Annotated in this window: 10 protein-coding genes; 2 read left to right on the top strand and 8 right to left on the bottom strand. The window is 43.9% G+C overall.

The window, feature by feature from the left end:
• Nucleotides 1-185 precede the first annotated feature (185 nt).
• Nucleotides 186-560 carry a YccF domain-containing protein gene (locus BUA53_RS17640; RefSeq protein ID WP_072836715.1) on the top strand — a complete coding sequence of 125 codons (375 nt, stop codon included), beginning with the start codon at nucleotides 186-188 and terminating at the stop codon, nucleotides 558-560.
• Here the strand turns inward: BUA53_RS17640 and BUA53_RS17635 are convergent, their stop codons facing one another.
• Complete coding sequence (locus BUA53_RS17635) at nucleotides 561-1,421, bottom strand: DUF4349 domain-containing protein (protein WP_072836714.1); 861 nt, start codon at nucleotides 1,419-1,421, stop codon at nucleotides 561-563.
• A gap of 349 nt (nucleotides 1,422-1,770) precedes the next feature.
• A complete protein-coding gene (locus BUA53_RS17630) occupies nucleotides 1,771-2,169 on the bottom strand; it encodes a transposase (RefSeq protein ID WP_217653023.1) in 399 nt (132 codons plus the stop codon).
• Between the two features lie 306 nt (nucleotides 2,170-2,475).
• Here BUA53_RS17630 and BUA53_RS17625 point away from each other — a divergent pair, with 306 nt between their 5' ends.
• A complete protein-coding gene (locus BUA53_RS17625; protein ID WP_072836713.1) occupies nucleotides 2,476-3,249 on the top strand; it encodes a DUF4846 domain-containing protein in 774 nt (257 codons plus the stop codon).
• 74 nt (nucleotides 3,250-3,323) lie between these two features.
• On the opposite strand, the gene BUA53_RS17620 is transcribed toward BUA53_RS17625, so the two are convergent.
• The 6 genes from BUA53_RS17620 to BUA53_RS17590 all read right to left on the bottom strand — a co-directional run bounded on the left by BUA53_RS17620 (nucleotide 3,324) and on the right by BUA53_RS17590 (nucleotide 18,809).
• Complete coding sequence (locus BUA53_RS17620; RefSeq protein WP_175546111.1) at nucleotides 3,324-5,336, bottom strand: OmpA family protein; 2,013 nt, start codon at nucleotides 5,334-5,336, stop codon at nucleotides 3,324-3,326.
• Nucleotides 5,337-5,406: 70 nt separating this feature from the next.
• On the bottom strand, nucleotides 5,407-6,432 hold the full coding sequence (locus BUA53_RS17615) for a PorP/SprF family type IX secretion system membrane protein (protein ID WP_084080230.1): 1,026 nt from the start codon (nucleotides 6,430-6,432) through the stop codon (nucleotides 5,407-5,409).
• A gap of 65 nt (nucleotides 6,433-6,497) precedes the next feature.
• Nucleotides 6,498-11,456, bottom strand: coding sequence for a T9SS type B sorting domain-containing protein (locus BUA53_RS17610; RefSeq protein ID WP_072836710.1), 4,959 nt, complete (start codon nucleotides 11,454-11,456; stop codon nucleotides 6,498-6,500).
• Between the two features lie 315 nt (nucleotides 11,457-11,771).
• Complete coding sequence (locus BUA53_RS17605; protein ID WP_394333165.1) at nucleotides 11,772-14,222, bottom strand: glutaminase family protein; 2,451 nt, start codon at nucleotides 14,220-14,222, stop codon at nucleotides 11,772-11,774.
• A 648-nt stretch (nucleotides 14,223-14,870) separates the two neighbouring features.
• Nucleotides 14,871-15,782, bottom strand: a complete 912-nt coding sequence (locus tag BUA53_RS17600; protein ID WP_072836708.1) for an ROK family protein — start codon at nucleotides 15,780-15,782, stop codon at nucleotides 14,871-14,873.
• A gap of 63 nt (nucleotides 15,783-15,845) precedes the next feature.
• Entirely contained in the window at nucleotides 15,846-18,809 is a 2,964-nt protein-coding gene (locus tag BUA53_RS17590) for a GH92 family glycosyl hydrolase (protein ID WP_175546110.1), read from the bottom strand.
• Nucleotides 18,810-18,837: the final 28 nt, after the last annotated feature.

Genomic DNA, 18,837 nt, shown 5'->3' with positions numbered 1-18,837 from the left:
TTAAATAAATATTACCAACAGGGGATCGTATTATTATTTTTTTGATATGGGGAAGTAGTTAAGAGGAGAAAGGGAGAATTTTAAAAACAGTCACACATATATTATTCTTTTCCACAAAAGGAAATACATCAATGTTGCAATATTTTTCATCATATTAGCGCTTTCAAACCAAAACAACTTTCCTTATGAACCTGTTAGGTAATCTTATATGGCTGATCTTCGGAGGCTTGGTCAGTGCCATCGGCTATTGCATTGGCGGCTTTATACTTTGTTGCACCGTGATCGGCATCCCTTTCGGGCTTCAATGTTTTAAAATGGCAGGGTTTGTCCTCTGGCCCTTTGGACGGAAGGCCGTGAATAATCCCTCCTCTTCCGGAACCATCTCCACTTTTTTAAATATTATCTGGATTGTATTCGGTGGCGTGTGGCTGGCCCTGACCCATATAGCTTTCGGCATCGTGTTATTCCTTACAATAATAGGTATACCCTTCGCCAGGCAACATTTCAAGCTGGTAGAGATCTCATTAATGCCTTTTGGAAAGAAGATCGTTGCTATCTAATTATTTAAATGTAGAATTATTGTAAGCCATCTTCCTGCTTTGCTGAAAATAGCGGTAGATGATCCATGCTATACCTGCCACCAAAAAGAACATCCATAGATGCGCCAGGAAGAGAACAAAGCTTAAGAACATTTCCCAGCCATTGCCAATGGCATTCAATAATCTTTTATGAAAGGGTAGTTCATAACCAGTAAGAATGTAATTGGCGATCACCTCTTTTCGGACCAGGGAGTTTTGAAACAAAGAAATATTTACAAGGCTGTAATTGACGTCGGCATCAATAGCCCTGTTCGCAATATGCTGTTCGATCATCGCATCTTTTACATTGATCGATTGCATAGATGCAAGGGCTTTAACTGTATTTCCTGGTTTGGATAATTCCCGTTGCCTGTTTTTTTGTTTCAATTCATTTTCAAGAAAGGCCAGGCTCTTATCTTCTATATCTAATCGGCTGCTGCTGGTATAATAACCCAGGCCGGCTATGTTATGAAGAAACAATTCCAGGTTCTCCGATGGTATCCTTACAGTTATAGCAACACGGGGAGTATACGCAGTGATGACCAAAAGAGAATCATCAGACATCTTAAGTTCCTTCCTTTCTCCTTCTATTGTTTCTAATTGTTGATGAAAGATCTTTCCACCTAATTGTTGGGCCAATGCCGAAACTCCCCAGCCAGCTTTTTCAACATCTTTCACCTTGAAATCTATTCTGGCAGTCTTCACCAGTTTCACTGAATCACCTGTGATACCAGTGATGGATGTGGTATCTGTAAGTGCTTTGGCTAATTCATTCTCACCGGTGTTGTTTTGACAACCACTTATTATAATGAAGAGTGCAGGGAAGAAGAGCAATCGTTTCATAACCTGGTTTATTTCTATTGATACCGTTTCAATGAAATAGGTAACCTGCCAGGATTCTTAAACTTTTTCCATTCTCGGTAATCCCTATCGTGTGGACACAATTTTCATCAGGGAAGGGATCACAAACTCCCAGCTTAGACAAGACAAGGATTTCAGCCCTCACATAGAGGATTATTTAGCAACAGAAAAGTAGTGAGTTCAGTTAGCCAGGAGCCCTGTAAGGGCGGCATTTTGGTAGAAGAAAACATATTGAGTAGATCCCAAAGCCCCAGCGGGGCGACATTTTCTTAGCTGTAAAACTCAGGAAGATATTTTTCCTCATAAGGTATTTCATAGTCAGACAAGATCTTCAAATACTCTTCTTTGAAAGTCCGGACCCTGTGATGCTCCTGCTGACCCATAATATAATTAATAACGCCATCTCTTTGGCTTTTGGAATGAGAAAATGCCCGTAGCCTGACTGCCACTGAAACTTTCCTTTAATAAACTGTTGCTCATTGATCCACTTGCTGCTGCTTGCTTTAACAATGCTCATAAAATCCGAGAGACAAGTGGTCACCGGCATTCCAAAAAAAATATGTACATGATCCTTCCAGCCACCTACGGCTAGAGATGTGGCCCCGTTTGAAGTAATAATACCTGAGAGGTAGCGGTGTAGCTGATCCTGCCAGGGAGCAATGATGAAATTCTCTCTGCCCTTTACAGCAAAAACGGCATGAATAGAGATTTGTGAATACGTGTTGGCCATTCTTCTTTAAATAAAAATGTCGCCCTTACAGGGCTTTGCTTCTTCAAAATACAATGTTTTTTCTACCAAAATATCGCCTCTATGAGGCTTGGGAATATCAAATTATTTGTTTTCAAATTTATATGCTGGGTCAAATCGATAATGACAAAGTATTGTATAAAACATTCAATACTATGATGCGGAAAAAAATGTGTACATACAGATAGGTGTAATCAGGGCAAGGCACTAAATAAAAAAAAGAGAAATAATTAATTCAACAAGCCTTATGGAAACCCCGGAGCTGTGCATCTCAATGAAAACTTAGTTATGAGAGTACTATTATCCGTAGTCCTTGCAGGCTGCACGAATGCAACTGATCATGTATCTATACAGGCATTGCCAGCAGCTACCATCACCAATGATTCATTGGTAAGTTTCAATAAAGACAGTTGGGGATACTTCCTGCAACATCTTCCCATTACGGAAGGTATCATCCTTGATTATAAAGGAAATGCTATTGCCAACCAATCCAAGCAGGCAGGCATAGTTGCTTTTGATGTAGGCAAGCGCGACCTTCAACAATGTGCCGATGCGCTGATGCGCCTCAGGGCTGAATACCTTTTTGCACAGGAACGCTATTCTGCCATTGGCTTTCATTTCACTGATGGCCAATATTATTCCTTTGAAGATTATTGTACTGGTAAAAGACCTGTTGCCAGGGGCAACACCGTTCAATTCATAAGATCCAGTCCTGTTCTTATTTCACACAAAGCATTGCGCGACTACTTAGATATTGTTTATACCTGGGCAGGAACCATTTCACTGTATAATCATTTAAAGCCTGCCAAAGATTTTGGCGTAGGCGTCATTATCATTACTCCCGGCAGCCCGGGACATTGCTGCATCATTGTTGACGAAAAAGTATCAGGTTCAGGCGAAAGATTATTCAAATTAGTGGAAGGTTATACACCTGCGCAAACCATGTATGTGGTCAGTAACCCTTTCAATACATCCATTAGTCCCTGGTATGCTTTAAAAAAGGGAACGATTACTACTTCCTCCTATCAATTTGATGATTATTCATTAAGGAAGTTTGAGTAAAGCGTAATAAAAAATGCTGACCTGGTGGTCAGCATTTGATGCTATCCTATTTCAATGCACTATATATTTTCCAATTATTCTTCTGCTGGTTTATCAATATTGATCAGTGCTCTTCTATTCATACTTCTTCCATCAGGATTATCCCTTCCATTGATCATTTCCATTTCAACCGGGCAACAGGCGCCGAAGGATTCAAAGCTGATCCTCGAGGCATCTATACCTTTTGCAATTAAATAATCAGCACAGGCTTTGGCCCGCTTGTCAGAAAGTATCTTGTTATATTCTACCGAGCCCAGTCCATCGGTATAACCAGATACCTGGATGGTGGCCTTTGGATTTTCTACCAATACGTTATAGATAGAATCCAGTTGTTGTGTGGCACGGTCCCTTAATAAGCTCTTGTCAAAATCAAAATAAACCGTTACTACATTCTCCACCTTGATCACCAGCTTCTTTTCCAGGCAAAGCGGCGCATTGTAAATGGTATCTATCAGCCAACCAGTTTTTCCTCCATCCACTTCCATTTCTGCAGTTTTACCTGCATATTTTTCTTTGCTCAGCAGGAACTGTCGTTGGTTGATATCACCCGATAATTCAAATACATAACTCCCATCTGCACCTGTTGTGCTGTTATAGGTTTTACCTGAAGTTTCTTTCATCACTACTTCCGCTCCGGCCAGTGGTGCGTTATCCTTACAATCCCTGACAATACCTGCAATCAGTTGTCTTTTTGCTGTTTTAGAAACAGTATAGGTTGACAGGCAACATTCAGATCCCCTGTCTGAACCTATCAAAGCATCATTGTATATAGATCCCTTTTCTGAAGCGTAATAATAGATATCATCACGAGAGGAATTGATAGGATGACCCATATTCTCCGGTGCCTGCCAGTTAGTTTCCTTTCCCCTGGCAGCAAACAGATCATACCCACCCATGCCCGGCCTATTGTCTGATGCATATACAAGTGTATTGCTGGCGGCATGATAGAATGGCGCCTGTTCGTTGCCTGCCGTATTGATAACAGTTCCGGCATTAACTGGTTCTTCTGCCTGGCCATCAGCCTGCAGCGGTGCATACCAGATATCAAACTGGCCCGATCCTCCCTTCCTGTCGGAAGCAAAGAATAAATATTTTCCATCAGCAGTACAGAATGGCTGTTTACTGTTACTGCCTTCCTGGTTCACAGATGGCATCAACACAGGCTGGCTCCATCCATTATCTTTTTTGGTGGCATAATATATTGAAGAAACAGAGCCACCATTTTCCTTTTTCCATTGGGTAAAATATATCGTATTTCTATCAGGGCTAAGAGATGCCGTACCCTGGTTCAAACTATTGTCATTTCCCTCTATGGTTACAGGAGAGAGGTTTTGTAAACTGCCATTCACCAACGTAGATTGAAACAGCCTGTTGTGATAAGGGTTAACGCCAGGCAAGGCAACTGAATCCTTCACTGTACTTGTTACTAAATATTGATCATTGCCAGCTATCATTGGTGCATATACTGAAGTTTCGTTGCCTGTATTGATGGACAGTTTTTGCACATGAAACAATACTGAATCTGGTCTTGATCTTTGCTGGCTTATAAACGTAAGCCTGTCCTTTTCCTTACCCGCTTCCTGCATGTAGGCCGTTCCAGGGTTGCCTGAAATAAACTGGTCAAGGCTTTCCTGTGCTGCAGCATAATTTCCCAGGCTGCGCTGGCATACAGCATACCAATACAAGGCATTGGGATAAGTTACAGGGTCCTTATCAAAACATTCTTTGTAAAGGACAGCGGCTTCGTTCCAGTAATTGGCCAGCCTGTAGCTCTCTGCCTGTTTGAACTGGATAGCCAGGTCATTGACATAATTGCCCTTACCGGACCCACCTCTCTTTTTTATATTCAAAGGAAAGTCGCTGGAGGTTTGTTTTTTTACCGGGTGAAGGTATTGCCCGTAAAGACCTGCAGCGGTAAAATAATCACCGGCAGCAAAATATTTATCGGCCAGCGCCAGGCTATTGTCTGCCTGGCTGTAAGCCTGTGTTGCCAGGGCACAACCCGCCAGCACCAGCAAAGCAGTATTCTTTACCTTATGCAGTTTCATGGTAAGGTTATTTATCGGAAGAGATTGAAGGGCATTCATAATATGGCTGCTAACTTTTTATGTAATAGAATTACAAACGGGGACAACGTATAAAATCAAAAATGCTTTTCGCACCTTTTTTAGGTTTGTAGGAAACACTCAACTCAAAGCTGTTGATGTTCCTGGATAAGCTTCCCAGTTTGGATGTGTTCATGTCATAGCTCAATCCTACCAGGAAATCCCGGTAATCAACACCCACAAATGGTGCAAAGGCATCCTTATGACGATAATACGCACCCACCATGATATCCGTTTCTTCATTCACGTTCTTTTGTGCGTACACACCCAACATAGTTTCCCTGGCATTTCCCTGTTGCATATAAAGAATATGAGGAACAATACTGAGCCCTTCTTCCATATTGAAACTTACGCCTCCATGTATAGTATATCTTAAGGGTATGGTATTCAACACATCGCTTTGAGAGGATATGATAGGATCTTTGGGACTATTCAGGTGGAAGAAAGAAACACCACCAAAGACATTGTATTTTTTATCTTCAGAAGCATCATAATATAATGCACCGGCGCCAACATCAAATGTGGTAGCGGAGGTAGCAGCAAAGCTTTCAGATGTGGGATTGGAAGCATTGTAACCCGTTATAGGATTCCATTGCTCACCCCATTTGAATTTGCTCTGGTCAATACGGCGGTTGATCAAACCTGGCTGTAAGGCAAACACCAGCCTATGTTCCAGGTTCTTTCCAAACTTCACACCAGTGTAGGCAATGGTAGCGTAAGCATTTAAGTAATTGAATCCACCATCCCCGGCGGCCTGGTTCATCAGGTTGGCACCCAGGTTTATATTTTTATCTGTGCGTGTATCAAAGGATACGCCTGTTGTGCGATAGGGATTACCTACTCCACCCCACTGGCTGCGATAAATAGCTGAAACTCTGTAGTCACCGTTGCCACTGCCCGCCAGCGCAGGATTCACATACATAGGATACGTATAGTTCTGCGTAAAATGAGGGTCTGTCTGCGCAGCCAACCGTTGCATGCCAGCCAGCACGAGGCAGGTGGTGAGTAAAGCAGAAAGTTTCATCGTAAACGTTTTCATTTTTTTATTGGATATTATTTTTACCCGGGGCAGTGTTTCTCATCACTGCCCCGTGCAGTTAGTTTTTATCTTACCAGTGTGATTGATCCTTTCATAGAAATGGTTCGTCCGTCTGTCATTACTGCTTTCAGCGCATACACATACACGCCTACAGGCTGTGGCTTCCCTTTAAAGGTTCCATCCCATCCCTTTGTCTTGCTGTCTATAATAAATATTTCCTGTCCCCACTGGTTGAATATGTGCATATCAACCTGCGTGATATAATTACCATACACGAACAGCTTGTCATTTTTCCCATCAGCATTGGGAGAGAATACGTTTGGCACAAATACATCCTTATCCAATGGATTTACGGTGATCACGTAGGTACGTGGTGTACCGGCACAACCATTAATGGAAGGTGTTATGGTTATAGTTCCTTTAATAGGAGCACTGCCCTTGTTCGTTGCCGTGAAAGCTGGTATGGTACCGGTTCCGGAAGCTGCAAGGCCAATCGCGATGTTTGAATTTGTCCATGCATAGGTCACACCTGTTGCTGGTGAACCTTCAATAGTAAATAATGGAAGCAGGTCACCGTCATTCACGGTGGTATCATTCTTCGCATTGACGGTAGCAACTGGTGGTACTGTTACCGTAAAGCTTGCATTGGGTGCGGCGCACTGGCCTGGATCTGTTGTAAAGGTATACATTGCCGAAGCCTGGTTGCTGACCACCGCAGGAGCCCATACACCTTTGATGCCATTATCAGAAGTAGTGGCCAATACAGGTACGGCAGATCCGGAACATATTACCTGTGTTGTTCCAAAGCTAAAGGTTGGTGTAAGTATTGGATTGACCGTTACATTGAATTTCACGGTGCTGATACATTGACCCGGCAAAGTAACCGGTGTAAATGTATAGATACCGGAGGCCTGGTTACTCACTACTGCAGGATTCCAGTTTCCATCGATACCATTGTCGGATGTTGAAGGCAATACAGGTACTGCACTTCCTGCACATATGGTCAGCGATGTGCCAAAACCAAATGTGGGTATAGTATTCGGTGTAACATTTAATGTAAAGGTTGTAGTAGTGCCACACTGACCGGCAGCAGGTGTAAATGTATACGTGGTTGTAGCCTGGTCATTTGCTGTTGCAGGATTCCAGGTACCTGTGATACCATTGTTGGAAGTTGCCGGCAAAGTAGGTGCACCTGATCCCGCACAAATGGTCATGGATGTACCAAAGTCAAATGTTGGTGTCAAATTCGGATTAACTGTTAAACTAAATGTTGTACTAACTGCACACTGTCCGGCAGCAGGCGTGAATGTATAGGTTGCTGAATTCTGATCATCAGCCGTCGCAGGATTCCAGGTTCCTGTGATGCCATTAACAGATGTTGTCGGCAGGGCTGGCGCACCAGATCCTGCACATATGCTCATGGACGTGCCAAAAGAAAACGTAGGCGTAATATTTGGATTCACTGTTACAGTAAATGTTGCAGTGGTAGCGCATTGACCCGCTGATGGAGTGAATGTATAAACACCGGAAGCCTGGTTATCTATGGTAGCAGGACTCCAGGTTCCCGCAACACCATTATCTGAAGATGCAGGTAAAGCCGGAACTGCGGCGCCCGCACAAATGGTCAGTGTTGATCCTATGCTAAATACAGGCACCGTATTCGGTGTTACTGTTACATCAAAATTTGTTGTTGTCGCACACTGTCCTGAAGCCGGTGTAAAAGTATAGCTGCCTGATGCCTGGTTGTCAACCGTAGCCGGGCTCCATGTACCGGTAATACCATTTGCGGATGTAGCAGGTAAAGCAGGCACTGTTCCACCGGCACATATGGCCAGTGAAGTTCCAAAGCTAAAGGTTGGCGTTACGTTTGGATTCACCGTTACTGTGAATGTTGTGGTAAGCGCACATTGTCCTGCAGTTGGAGTAAAGGTGTAAGTACCCGAGGCTGTATTATCTACAGTGGCTGGTGACCAGTTACCATTGATACCATTATCGGAAGCATTCGGTAAGGCCGGAACAGATCCGCCTGCACAAACCGTCAATGAAGTTCCAAAACCAAATGTTGGTGTGATATTCGGATTGACAGTTACAGTAAACGTGGCAGTTGTCGCACACTGACCAGCAGTTGGTGTAAAGGTGTATGTACCGGAAGCCTGGTCATTTACTGATGCAGGACTCCATGTACCGTTGATACTATTGTCTGATGTTGTGGGTAGTGCAGGAACACTTCCACCTGCACAAATGGTTAATGAAGAACCAAATGAAAATACCGGGGCAGTATTGGAATTAACCGATACAGTAAAGGTGGTGTTCACAGCACACTGTCCTGCATTGGGTGTAAATGTATAGGTAGCAGAATTCTGGTTATCCACTGTGGCAGGACTCCAGCTTCCTGTTATTCCATTGCTGGAAGTTGTAACTAATGCAGGTACAGTTCCTCCTGCGCAAATTGATAAGCTGGTGCCAAAACTAAATATTGGGGTTATAATCGGGTTCACCGTTACAGTGAAACTGGCTGTTGTGGCGCACTGCCCTGCTGTTGGTGTGAAAGTATAGGTTCCGGAATTCTGATCGTCTACAGTAGCAGGATTCCAAGTACCATTGATACCGTTGTCAGATGTAGCTGGCAATGCAGGTACAGATCCACCGGCACAGATAGTTAATGAACTACCAAAGGCAAAGCTTGGTGGAATATTAGGCGCCACGGTAACTGTAAAGTTGGTCGTAGTGGCACACTGACCTGCAGTCGGTGTAAATGTATAAGTACCCGAAGCATTGTTATCCACGGTAGCAGGATTCCAGGACCCGGTAATGCCTTCCGTTGATGTAGCCGGAAGAGCAGGCACCGTTCCGCCTGCACATATATTTAAAGAAGTTCCAAAGCTAAATGTGGGTGTTACATTCGGATTCACCGTTACAGTGAATGTTGTAGTAGTAGCACATTGCTCTGCGGATGGTGTAAATGTATAGGTAGCAGAATCCTGATTGTCTACTGAAGCTGGACTCCAGGTACCTGTAATGCCATTGGTAGATGTAGTAGACAAAGCTGGCACTGTTCCACCTGCACAAATAGTCAATGTTGTTCCAAAACTGAAAGCAGGTGTGATGTTCGGATTAACAGTCACTGTAAATGTTGCCGTTGTGGCACACTGTCCTGCAGTGGGTGTGAACGTATAGGTAGCAGAATTCTGGTTATCCACTATTGCAGGACTCCATGTACCAGTTATTCCATTATCTGAGGTTGCAGGCAGAGAAGGCACTGCACCACCTGCGCAAATGGTCAGTGAACTGCCAAAGGCAAACGAAGGTGGAATGTTAGGCGCTACGGTTACTGTAAATGTTGTATTCAGCGCACACTGACCTGCACTAGGCATGAAAGTGTAGGTAGCAGAATTTTGATTGTCAACCGTAGCAGGATTCCATGTTCCAGTGATTCCCTCGACTGATGTTCCGGGCAATGAAGGCACTGTTCCGCCGGCACATATATTTAATGAAGTACCAAAACTAAATGTGGGTGTGACATTCGGATTAACAGTCACTGTAAATGTTGCCGTTGTGGCACACTGGCCAGCCGTAGGTGTAAATGTGTAAGTCCCTGAATTTTGATTATCAACAGTTGCAGGATTCCATGTACCTGTAATCCCATTGCTGGAAGTTGTTGACAAAGCCGGAACTGCCTGTCCTGCACAAATAGTCAGTGTTGTACCAAAACTAAAGGTTGGTGGAATATTAGGCGTAACCGTTACAGTAAATGTTGCCGGGTTGGCGCATTGACCAGCCGCTGGCGTAAATGTATAGGTGCCAGAATTTTGATTATCTACAATGGAAGGATTCCAGGTACCTGTAATACTATTGGTGGAAGTGGTGGTCAGTGCTGGCACTGATCCTCCTGCACATATGGTCAGGGAAGTTCCAAAGCTAAACGTTGGTGTCACCTTTGGATTCACCGTCACGCTCATAGTTGTTGGTATCCCGCACTGGCCGGCATTAGGCGTAAAAGTGTAGGTACCTGAGTTTTGATTATCAACAACTGAAGGATTCCAGGTACCCGCAATTCCATTCGTTGAAGTGGTTGGTAATACTGGTGCAGTTGATCCTGCACAAAAAGGAGCGATCTTGGTAAACTTAGGTGTAAATACCGGGTTTGACAATATAACACCCGTATTCAGATCAGTGGGGCAACCACTACTTATTATGGTAAAATCGGCATAGGTGCCGGCATTTAAATTACTAATTGTGACCTGGCCGGATGCATTGGCTGTAAGGTTTAATGGACCTACAGGCGCTCCGTCATCAGAATAACTGATGGAGTAAGTGCTCCCTGGTGTTAATCCACTGATAGTTATAAATCCTTCCGTACCATTACATGTTGTTGGGTTGTAGCTTTCCAATACAGGCGCTTGTATGGAAAAGAAGGCCTTATAATTATTCCCTCCATTATTTAGTGTTACTGTCTCATTACACAGGCTGGTAGAACTGTTGGAGCCTGTAACATCATAATATATTTCAAGCACATAATTGCCGGGCGCATAGGCAGTAAGATTAACCGGTGCATAGGGTGTAGTAGTTCCATCGTTAACCACTCTGTTCCATTTCTGATCGCCCGCCACACAGGAACCACCTGAAGGATACGTACCCGCTGGCACATTGCAATCATCAACAAAAGAAAGATCCATTACGTTAAAACTTCCCGGCACTCCTGTTTGCAGGTATACCCTGTAATACATATGGGCACTGCACACATTGGCAACACCAGGTATTTTAAAACTTCTTACTTCACCACCTCTTAATATAAGTGTCTCAGCATTCTGCGTATAGGCACCAAGGTTAGTATTGTTAAAGGTGTTCCCTGCTGGTCCTATCAGGTTAGAGCCACTACCCGAAGTATTGAAATAATCGTTCTGGCTGCAATTGGTGATCCAGGCAGCTGAAGCATTAATTCCAAAAGATTGTGCTTTAGTAGTTACACTGAAGAAGAAAGAAAAAAGTAGCGTAATTACGCTAAGTAAGGTTCTTGAATTCATAGATACTGGCAGTTAGTAGAAACACTTAGTTCCTATTGGTTATCTGCGGCAAAATAGAAAAATTAATCAATGGTTCAAATTAATTACTGCCTTTTTTTATAAAAAAGGAATTACATATGAGCGGTCCCGTTTGATTTTCATGCATTACAATTATTTTTCCAATGCCTGTAATTTTCCACACACCCCCATCGTATATACCCTGTTGATGAAAGGTGGAAAAGAAATCCGTTTTTTATTTTGATGTCATGATACCATAAAAAAAGGACCCTATGTAGAAACAAAGGGTCCGACTGCTATTACTATATATGAGAGATACTACTTCTTATTATTCATCTTTTGCTGCAGGAGTTTCATATAATAGCCTCCCACCACGCTCCTTGCCTGGAAACCCACCATTTTACCCGTGGTTGTTTCATGCCAGTCACTCAACGGCACTCTCGAGGTAGTTTCCATAGCATATTTATAAACCGGTGCCGCCAGCTTTTGAAATTCCGCTGGCTTGTCTGTCAACACAGCCGTCCATAGGATCCAGTCAGATTTGGAATAACTTTTCCGGCTATCCAGGGGAAGGCCATAAGTATTCTGGTGCTCCAGGTAATAATTCACCTCTTTAGTATACACTGCTGAAGGGAAAAGGTGTAAACCCAGCACCTTATCCCACACCATGTTATATTTCTGACTCCAGGTGTTTTTATCATTAAAGGTTAGAGCATAATGATCCCCGGCATCCGCCAGCTGCATCCATTTGCCAACCATTTCTTTGGCCATGTTATTATACTTAGCGGCACTGGCTTCATCTTTAAGCATGGAAGCCAGCATACCATAACAACGCAACGCCACAATAGCCTTAATAGAAAGGTTGGCATTGCGTGCCAGGTGGCCGGCGAAATCATCCGTACATAACTGGTTGGCTGGATCAAAACCTTCCTTGCTTAGGAACTCAGCCCAGGTGGTCAGGGTTTTCCAGTGCTTTTTGGCATAAGAAGCATTTCCTTCAGCCCTGGCAATGGCGGCAGTAAGTATGAGCATATTACCTGATTCCTCCACCGGCATGTCCTCACCGTAGGTTTGCCCATTAGCCTTTGGATAGGTGCCCAGGTCATGCGCTGCAAACGGCTTTTTCCATTTGCCGCTCTCACTGTAATGAAAAATGCCGCTCAACATTCCTTTTAACAGGTCTGGATTGTAAACAAGGTAAAGTGGGGCAGAAGGATAAGTAACATCCACTGTATTGATAGAACCATTACTGAAATTCTCTTTAGATAAAAAGAGCAACTCACCCGTTGGGCTCTTTACCAGTTGATGTGCAGCCACACTCTGGCGGTAGGCCAGTACGCAGAGATCCGCATATTCCCTGCCACCCGACGCTGTGGCATCTGCATACATCTTTTTATCAAAGGCATCACATCTTTGTAACACTTTGCTGTAATCCGATGCAGCCCTGGTCAATTGGGTAAGCATAGTGGCGCCATTTTCATTCCTCCACCATGGCTTTAATTGTTGGCCAAAATATTCTATAGCATAGATATAATCATACCCGATCATGATGTAAGCTTCTGCAGCCTTGCTGCCCACCTTTCCAAGATCAAGTAGGGTATTAAGAGAAAGTTCTTTTCCTGATGATATAGTATTATTCTTCTTTGCTGAAGTAATACCGGGCAGTAAATCCTCTTTCGATGTTACATACTGCCTTGAATGGCCCGTTACAGGTGTGGCTACATACAGGTATCCCCAGTCTATCCTTAGGTCGTCACCCTTTTTTTGCAATACCGGCTGTGCCCGGGTTCCGGCTTTTAAGATATTTAAGCTCTTTGATGATACCGTTTGTACGGTTACCTCCTGGGAAGGCTCATTCACAGCCAGGTCGGTAGAAGTGCCCACAAATACCTGCACATGATGCGCCGCCCCATCTTTGGAAGTTGCTTTGAATGATACATAGGAAACAGGCCTGGATAATAGTTTCAGGTCATTCAGTAGTAGAGGAGAAATGAATTTCACCTCCAGCGTTACCTTACCACAGTTGAATATATATTTGGTCTGTGTGGCTGTTATGGTAACAGATTGTTGTTCCGCCTTAGCCATTGAACTGGCCTGTTCCAGTTTTTCTGCCGAAATGCCAAAGTCCAGCCAGGAATCACCACCTGTGTTGATGCCATGAACAGCAATGATATTTTTTCCTTTCTTCAGCAGGTTTTGTATGCTCGTGTATCTATATTTCCTGATCAGCGCAGCACTATACACTTTCTCTCCATTCAGGAATATCTCACAGTCATCATCATGTACGGTTTTTAGAAAAACACTGGTATCAATATCGTTCAGTTCAAATACACGGCGTACATACAGGTCTCTTTTTTCCCATTTGGTAGGTGCTGCATCATTATTGCCAAAGGGGCCTTTTCCTGTTTTCCATTTGCTGTCATCAAAACCTTCCTTCATCCAATCATCACCTGGCTTTTCCTCTGTATAGCGAACAGTGTAGCCTGCTTCGTCTGAAGCAGGAAGAATGGTCTTCCAGGCTTTCTCCTTATCACCGAGGAAACTATATACTTTGCCATCCACTGTTACCCAACCTAGTAAACCCTGGTTGCTTCCAGTCCAATGCGTTGTGGGCTTATTATTGAGTGTATCCGTAAAAGACCACACACTGAAATAGGGATCATGCGTAAGTAAGGGATAAGCCGGCGCCTTATGAACCTGCGCAAACAACTGCAGGCAGATCAAATTCAAAACAACAGTGATCAAACTTAGCCTGCTAAACCTGTTCATTAATTTCATAATTTAATTTATTAGTAGCATATGATACATCTATGAAGCCCCAAGAAACTATACGATATTCCTCCTCTCTTCCTTATCAACTTTTCAACCTGTCAACTTTTCAACTCCTCCTTACATCCGACTCCAGACTACCGACTACCGACTCTCTTCTTATCAACCTGTCAACCTTTCAACTTCTCTCTTCTTTGCGCTCCTTTGCGCCTTCGTGCCTTCGTGGCAAAAAACTCTGTGCCTCTCTGTGCCGCTCTGTCTCTGTGGTTCCCTTCTCTCTCCTTCATCATTCGATATTCCTTGTTCGACATTCGACATTCCCTCTCCTTATCAACTAGTCAACATTTCAACATTTTAACCCACCAGGCGTACCTACGGCACGCTGCTTCATCCACTATCTTCTTGCTACCAACAAAATGTTCCTACGGAACATGGCAGAACTTTTACTTCCTTCATAATTGTTCATCTGTTCTATTGTTCGAAATTCTTTCACCTATGCCTCCTTTGCCTTCGTGCCTCAGTGGCAAAATCTCTCCATGCATCTCTATGTCGCTCTGCCACTGTGGTTCCCTTCTTTCTCCTTGATCATTCGATATTCCTTGTTCGACATTCGATATTCAGTCCCTCCTTTATCAACTTTTCAACCTGTCAACTTTTCAACTCCTCCCTTACTCCCGACTCCCGACTCCCAACTCCCGACCCTCCCTCCTTCTGCCAGCAACTGGCTGCACCTATCAATGATGCATCCTCATTTAACTGTGCCTGTTTTATAATAACATCCGGATAATGCACTCTTATTTGTTTATCCAATGATTGCCAGAAAAAGGGTAGTGCATTTGCTATGTTTCCACCCAGCACCACAGCCCATGCTTTTGTTTGTTCTAACAGGGGCACCAGGAAATCTCCCAGGTTTGCTCCAAACTCCCTGAATACCTGGTTAACAAAGAGCGATTCTTCTTCCATAAGTTCTTTCACTCCTGTTACCGTTTTATCACTCAGTTGTTGATACCGGGCAACAAACCACCTGGTGGATAAATAATCTTCTGCGATACCCTCCTTAAATGGTGACTTCCAGAGGTCCGCATCTTCCGCGATACCGTTCCTGCAAATGGCAGATCCCAATCCTGTTCCCAGTGTTAGCCCAATAACAGGGTTGTATCCCCTGGCAGCCCCACCAAACACCTCGCCTTGTAAAAAGCAGGCAGCATCATTCATAAATTTTATGGAAGTAGGATCTATCCCCAGGTGACAACCAAGCAGTTTACAGAGATCCTCTTTATATAAAGACAGGAATTTATCCTGGTCTATTATAAGGCAAATGCCCTTTTCATAATCAAAGGGACCTGGCATGGCTATTCCAATATTCCATTGCTCACGATCAGTATCCTGGAAAGCTTCCCTTATCACCGAACACCATTCATCAATGATCTCCTGTGCACCGGCTTTCGAATCAACTAATTTTCTTTTCCGGGAACCGGGTATTACTGTTCTCGATTCAAGGTCCACCAATGCAGCAGTTATATGCGAACCACCGATATCAACACCTAAAACAACCGACATAAATAGATTTTGCTTTTACTTGTTTTCAAGGGCCCGATCAGCTTTGAGCAGGCTTCATTATAATTAAATAACAGGGTTACTTGCATACGTTCCCCACAACTCGTCCAGGGACTTCCCGGTAAGGTCCATCCATATACCTGGCGTATACGTTTTCGAACGCATGGCAGCATCCAATTGATTCACTATTCCCGGTTTAATGTTCTTCTCCAGCCATACCAGGAACCGCGCCGTGATGCGGTAACTGTTAGTATAGCTTTGCGTTGCCTTGAATGGGGTCAATGACCAACCTGCCTTCTCATTGTTCACACCATACTTGTATCGTACATAATCAGCAATGCCCTCCGTTAACCATCCGGGTCCGGATTCATTAGGATAAGCCTGCACCACGTGCATCACTTCATGTGTCACTACATCAATATCCTCAGGGTTTTTTTTCAGCCAATGAGAACTGTAACGGGCCACACCATCCCCGGTTTCGGCAACACCAGTGTAATTAGGGTCAATGACAAAAGTGATGCGCTTCAGGGTATTGGCATTATAAGCTTTCGCCTGTTGCGGGTAAACTTCAAAGAAAGTATTGATCAGTTTTTGCTTTTCAGCCGGATCGAAAGAAGGGTCATAGTTTTTAATGATCAAAGTGTACCCATCCTTATGCAAGGAGTCCTCCTCTTTAAAGGAGACCTTTTTTTCCTGCACTGTTTTCGCCTGCCTGATTATATCTGCATTGGCTTTGTCAGCAGAGAAAGAGTAGGGCAGATCGGCAGCAGTAATGCCCCGCTTTTTATTAGGCGTAGCGCTCATTACATAATTCATGGAAGCGCCTTTCTGTATATCAAAATGGCTGATATAGTTTTTGCTGTAAGGCTTCCCGTTGAATTGTAAGGATTGCACATACACATTTTCAGCACTGTTATTGGGCGCATTGATCACCAGCTTCTTGCCATTCTCAAATGAAATGGTTGTCTTTTTGAACAGTGGTGTACCTAACACGTATTGGTCAGTTGCCGGGCAAACAGGATAAAAACCCATGGCAGAAAATACATACCAGGCCGATGTCTGGCCATTGTCCTCGTCACCACAATAGCCATCAGGAGTGGCTTTATACAACCTGTTCATGGCATTGCGTATCCAGTACTGGCTTTTCCAGGGTTCATTGGCATAATTATACAGGTACAGCACATGCTGAATGGGCTGGTTGCCATGGGCATACTGTCCCATGTTCATGATCTGCATTTCACGAATCTCATGGATCACCCCACCATAATAACTATCATCAAATACAGGCGGCATTTTAAAAATGGAATCCAGCATATTCACAAACTGCGCCTTCCCTCCCATTAACTCTATCAATCCTGCTATATCATGAAACACGCTCCAGCTATAATGCCAGCTATTCCCTTCTGTAAATGCATCACCCCATTTGAATGGATTGAAGGGAGACATAAAGGAACCATCCTCGTTCTTACCTCTCATCAATTTGGAGGAAGGATCATACAGGTTGCGGTAGTTCTGCGAACGCTTCGCATACAGGTCTATCTCTGCCTGTGGGCGCTTCAATGCTTTTGCCAGTTGGTAGATGGTAAAATCATCGTAGGCATATTCCAGTGTACGGGCCGCATTCTCATTGATACCCACATTATAAGGCACATAACCCAGGTCATTGTAATACTTCACCCCTTTTCTGCCCACGGCAGATACCGGTCCTTCTGTATTGGCATCCTTTATCAGTGCTTCATACAGCGTGTTGATATCATAGCCTCTCATTCCTTTCATATAGGCATCTGAAACAACAGACGCAGAATTGTTACCCACCATGATGTCACGGTAACCGGGGCTGCTCCATTCGGGCAGGAAGCCACCTTCTTTATAATCGTTGATCAAGCCTTCCTGCATTTCTTTATTGATAGAAGGATACAGGAAATTGAGAAAAGGATACAGGGCGCGGAAAGTATCCCAGAAGCCGGTACCGGCAAATAGATAGCCCGGCATCACTTTGCCATTATATGGACTGTAATGAATGATCTTTCCCTGCTGGTCCAGTTCATAATGTTTTTGCGGAAACTGCAAGGTGCGGTACAGGCAGGAATAAAACGTGCGCACCTGGTCAATGGTACCACCTTCCACCAGCACACGGTTTAATTGTTTGTTCCATGCTGCCTTGGCCTTTGTTTTGGTTGTCTCAAAACCATCCTTACCAATCTCTCTTGAAAGGCTGGTCTCAGCCTGCTCATAGCTGATAAATGATGAGGCAGCCCTGAGTGCCACCTGCTCTCCTTTGGAAGTTTTAATGCCTATCACCGCACCGGTGTGGTTGGCACTGGCTTCTTTATCATGAGATAATGCATCATCTTTCCAGGTATAGGTGACTGTAAATGGCTTGTCAATATAAATAACAAAATAATTCCTGAAATCCTTTGGCACACTTCCGCTGTTCCTCGTGGTATAACCAATGATCTTTCTTTCTTCCGGTATCACCTTCACATAAGAACCTTTATCAAAGGCATCGATCACAATAAAGGAACTATCAGATTGCGGGTAGGTAAAACGGAATTGTGCAGCTCTTTCCGTTGGTGCGATCTCTGTGGTCACATCATGGTCGGCCAGGTACACACTGTAGTAATAAGGTTTGGATACTTCTGCTTTGTGAGAGAACCAGCTGGCCCGGTCATCCTGTTTGAATTTCACTTTACCCGTTACCGGCATAATGGAGAACTGTCCATAGTCATTCATCCAGGGTGAAGGCTGGTGGGTTTGTTTGAATCCTTTGATCTTATCAGCCGTATAGGTATAGGCCCAGCCATCACCCATATTGCCTGTCTGTGGCGTCCAGAAGTTCATGCCCCAGGGTACGCAGATAGACGGGTAGGTATTACCGTTAGAAAGGCTGGGTTTTGATTCTGTTCCCATCAAGGGATTGATCCATTCCACCGGGTCACTCACTTTATCCACCATTTGCGCTCCTGCCTGCACACTACAAACTACAGCTACCACCACTCCCAGGATATGCTTCAATACTAGTTTCATCATTACTTTTATTAAATTATACTATGCTATT

Source organism: Flavisolibacter ginsengisoli DSM 18119 (genome assembly GCF_900129295.1).
In the GTDB taxonomy this organism is placed as follows: Bacteria; Bacteroidota; Bacteroidia; order Chitinophagales; family Chitinophagaceae; genus Flavisolibacter; species Flavisolibacter ginsengisoli.
The sequence above is the reverse complement of the archived record's forward strand: the minus strand, read 5'-3'. Positions and strand labels throughout refer to the sequence as shown.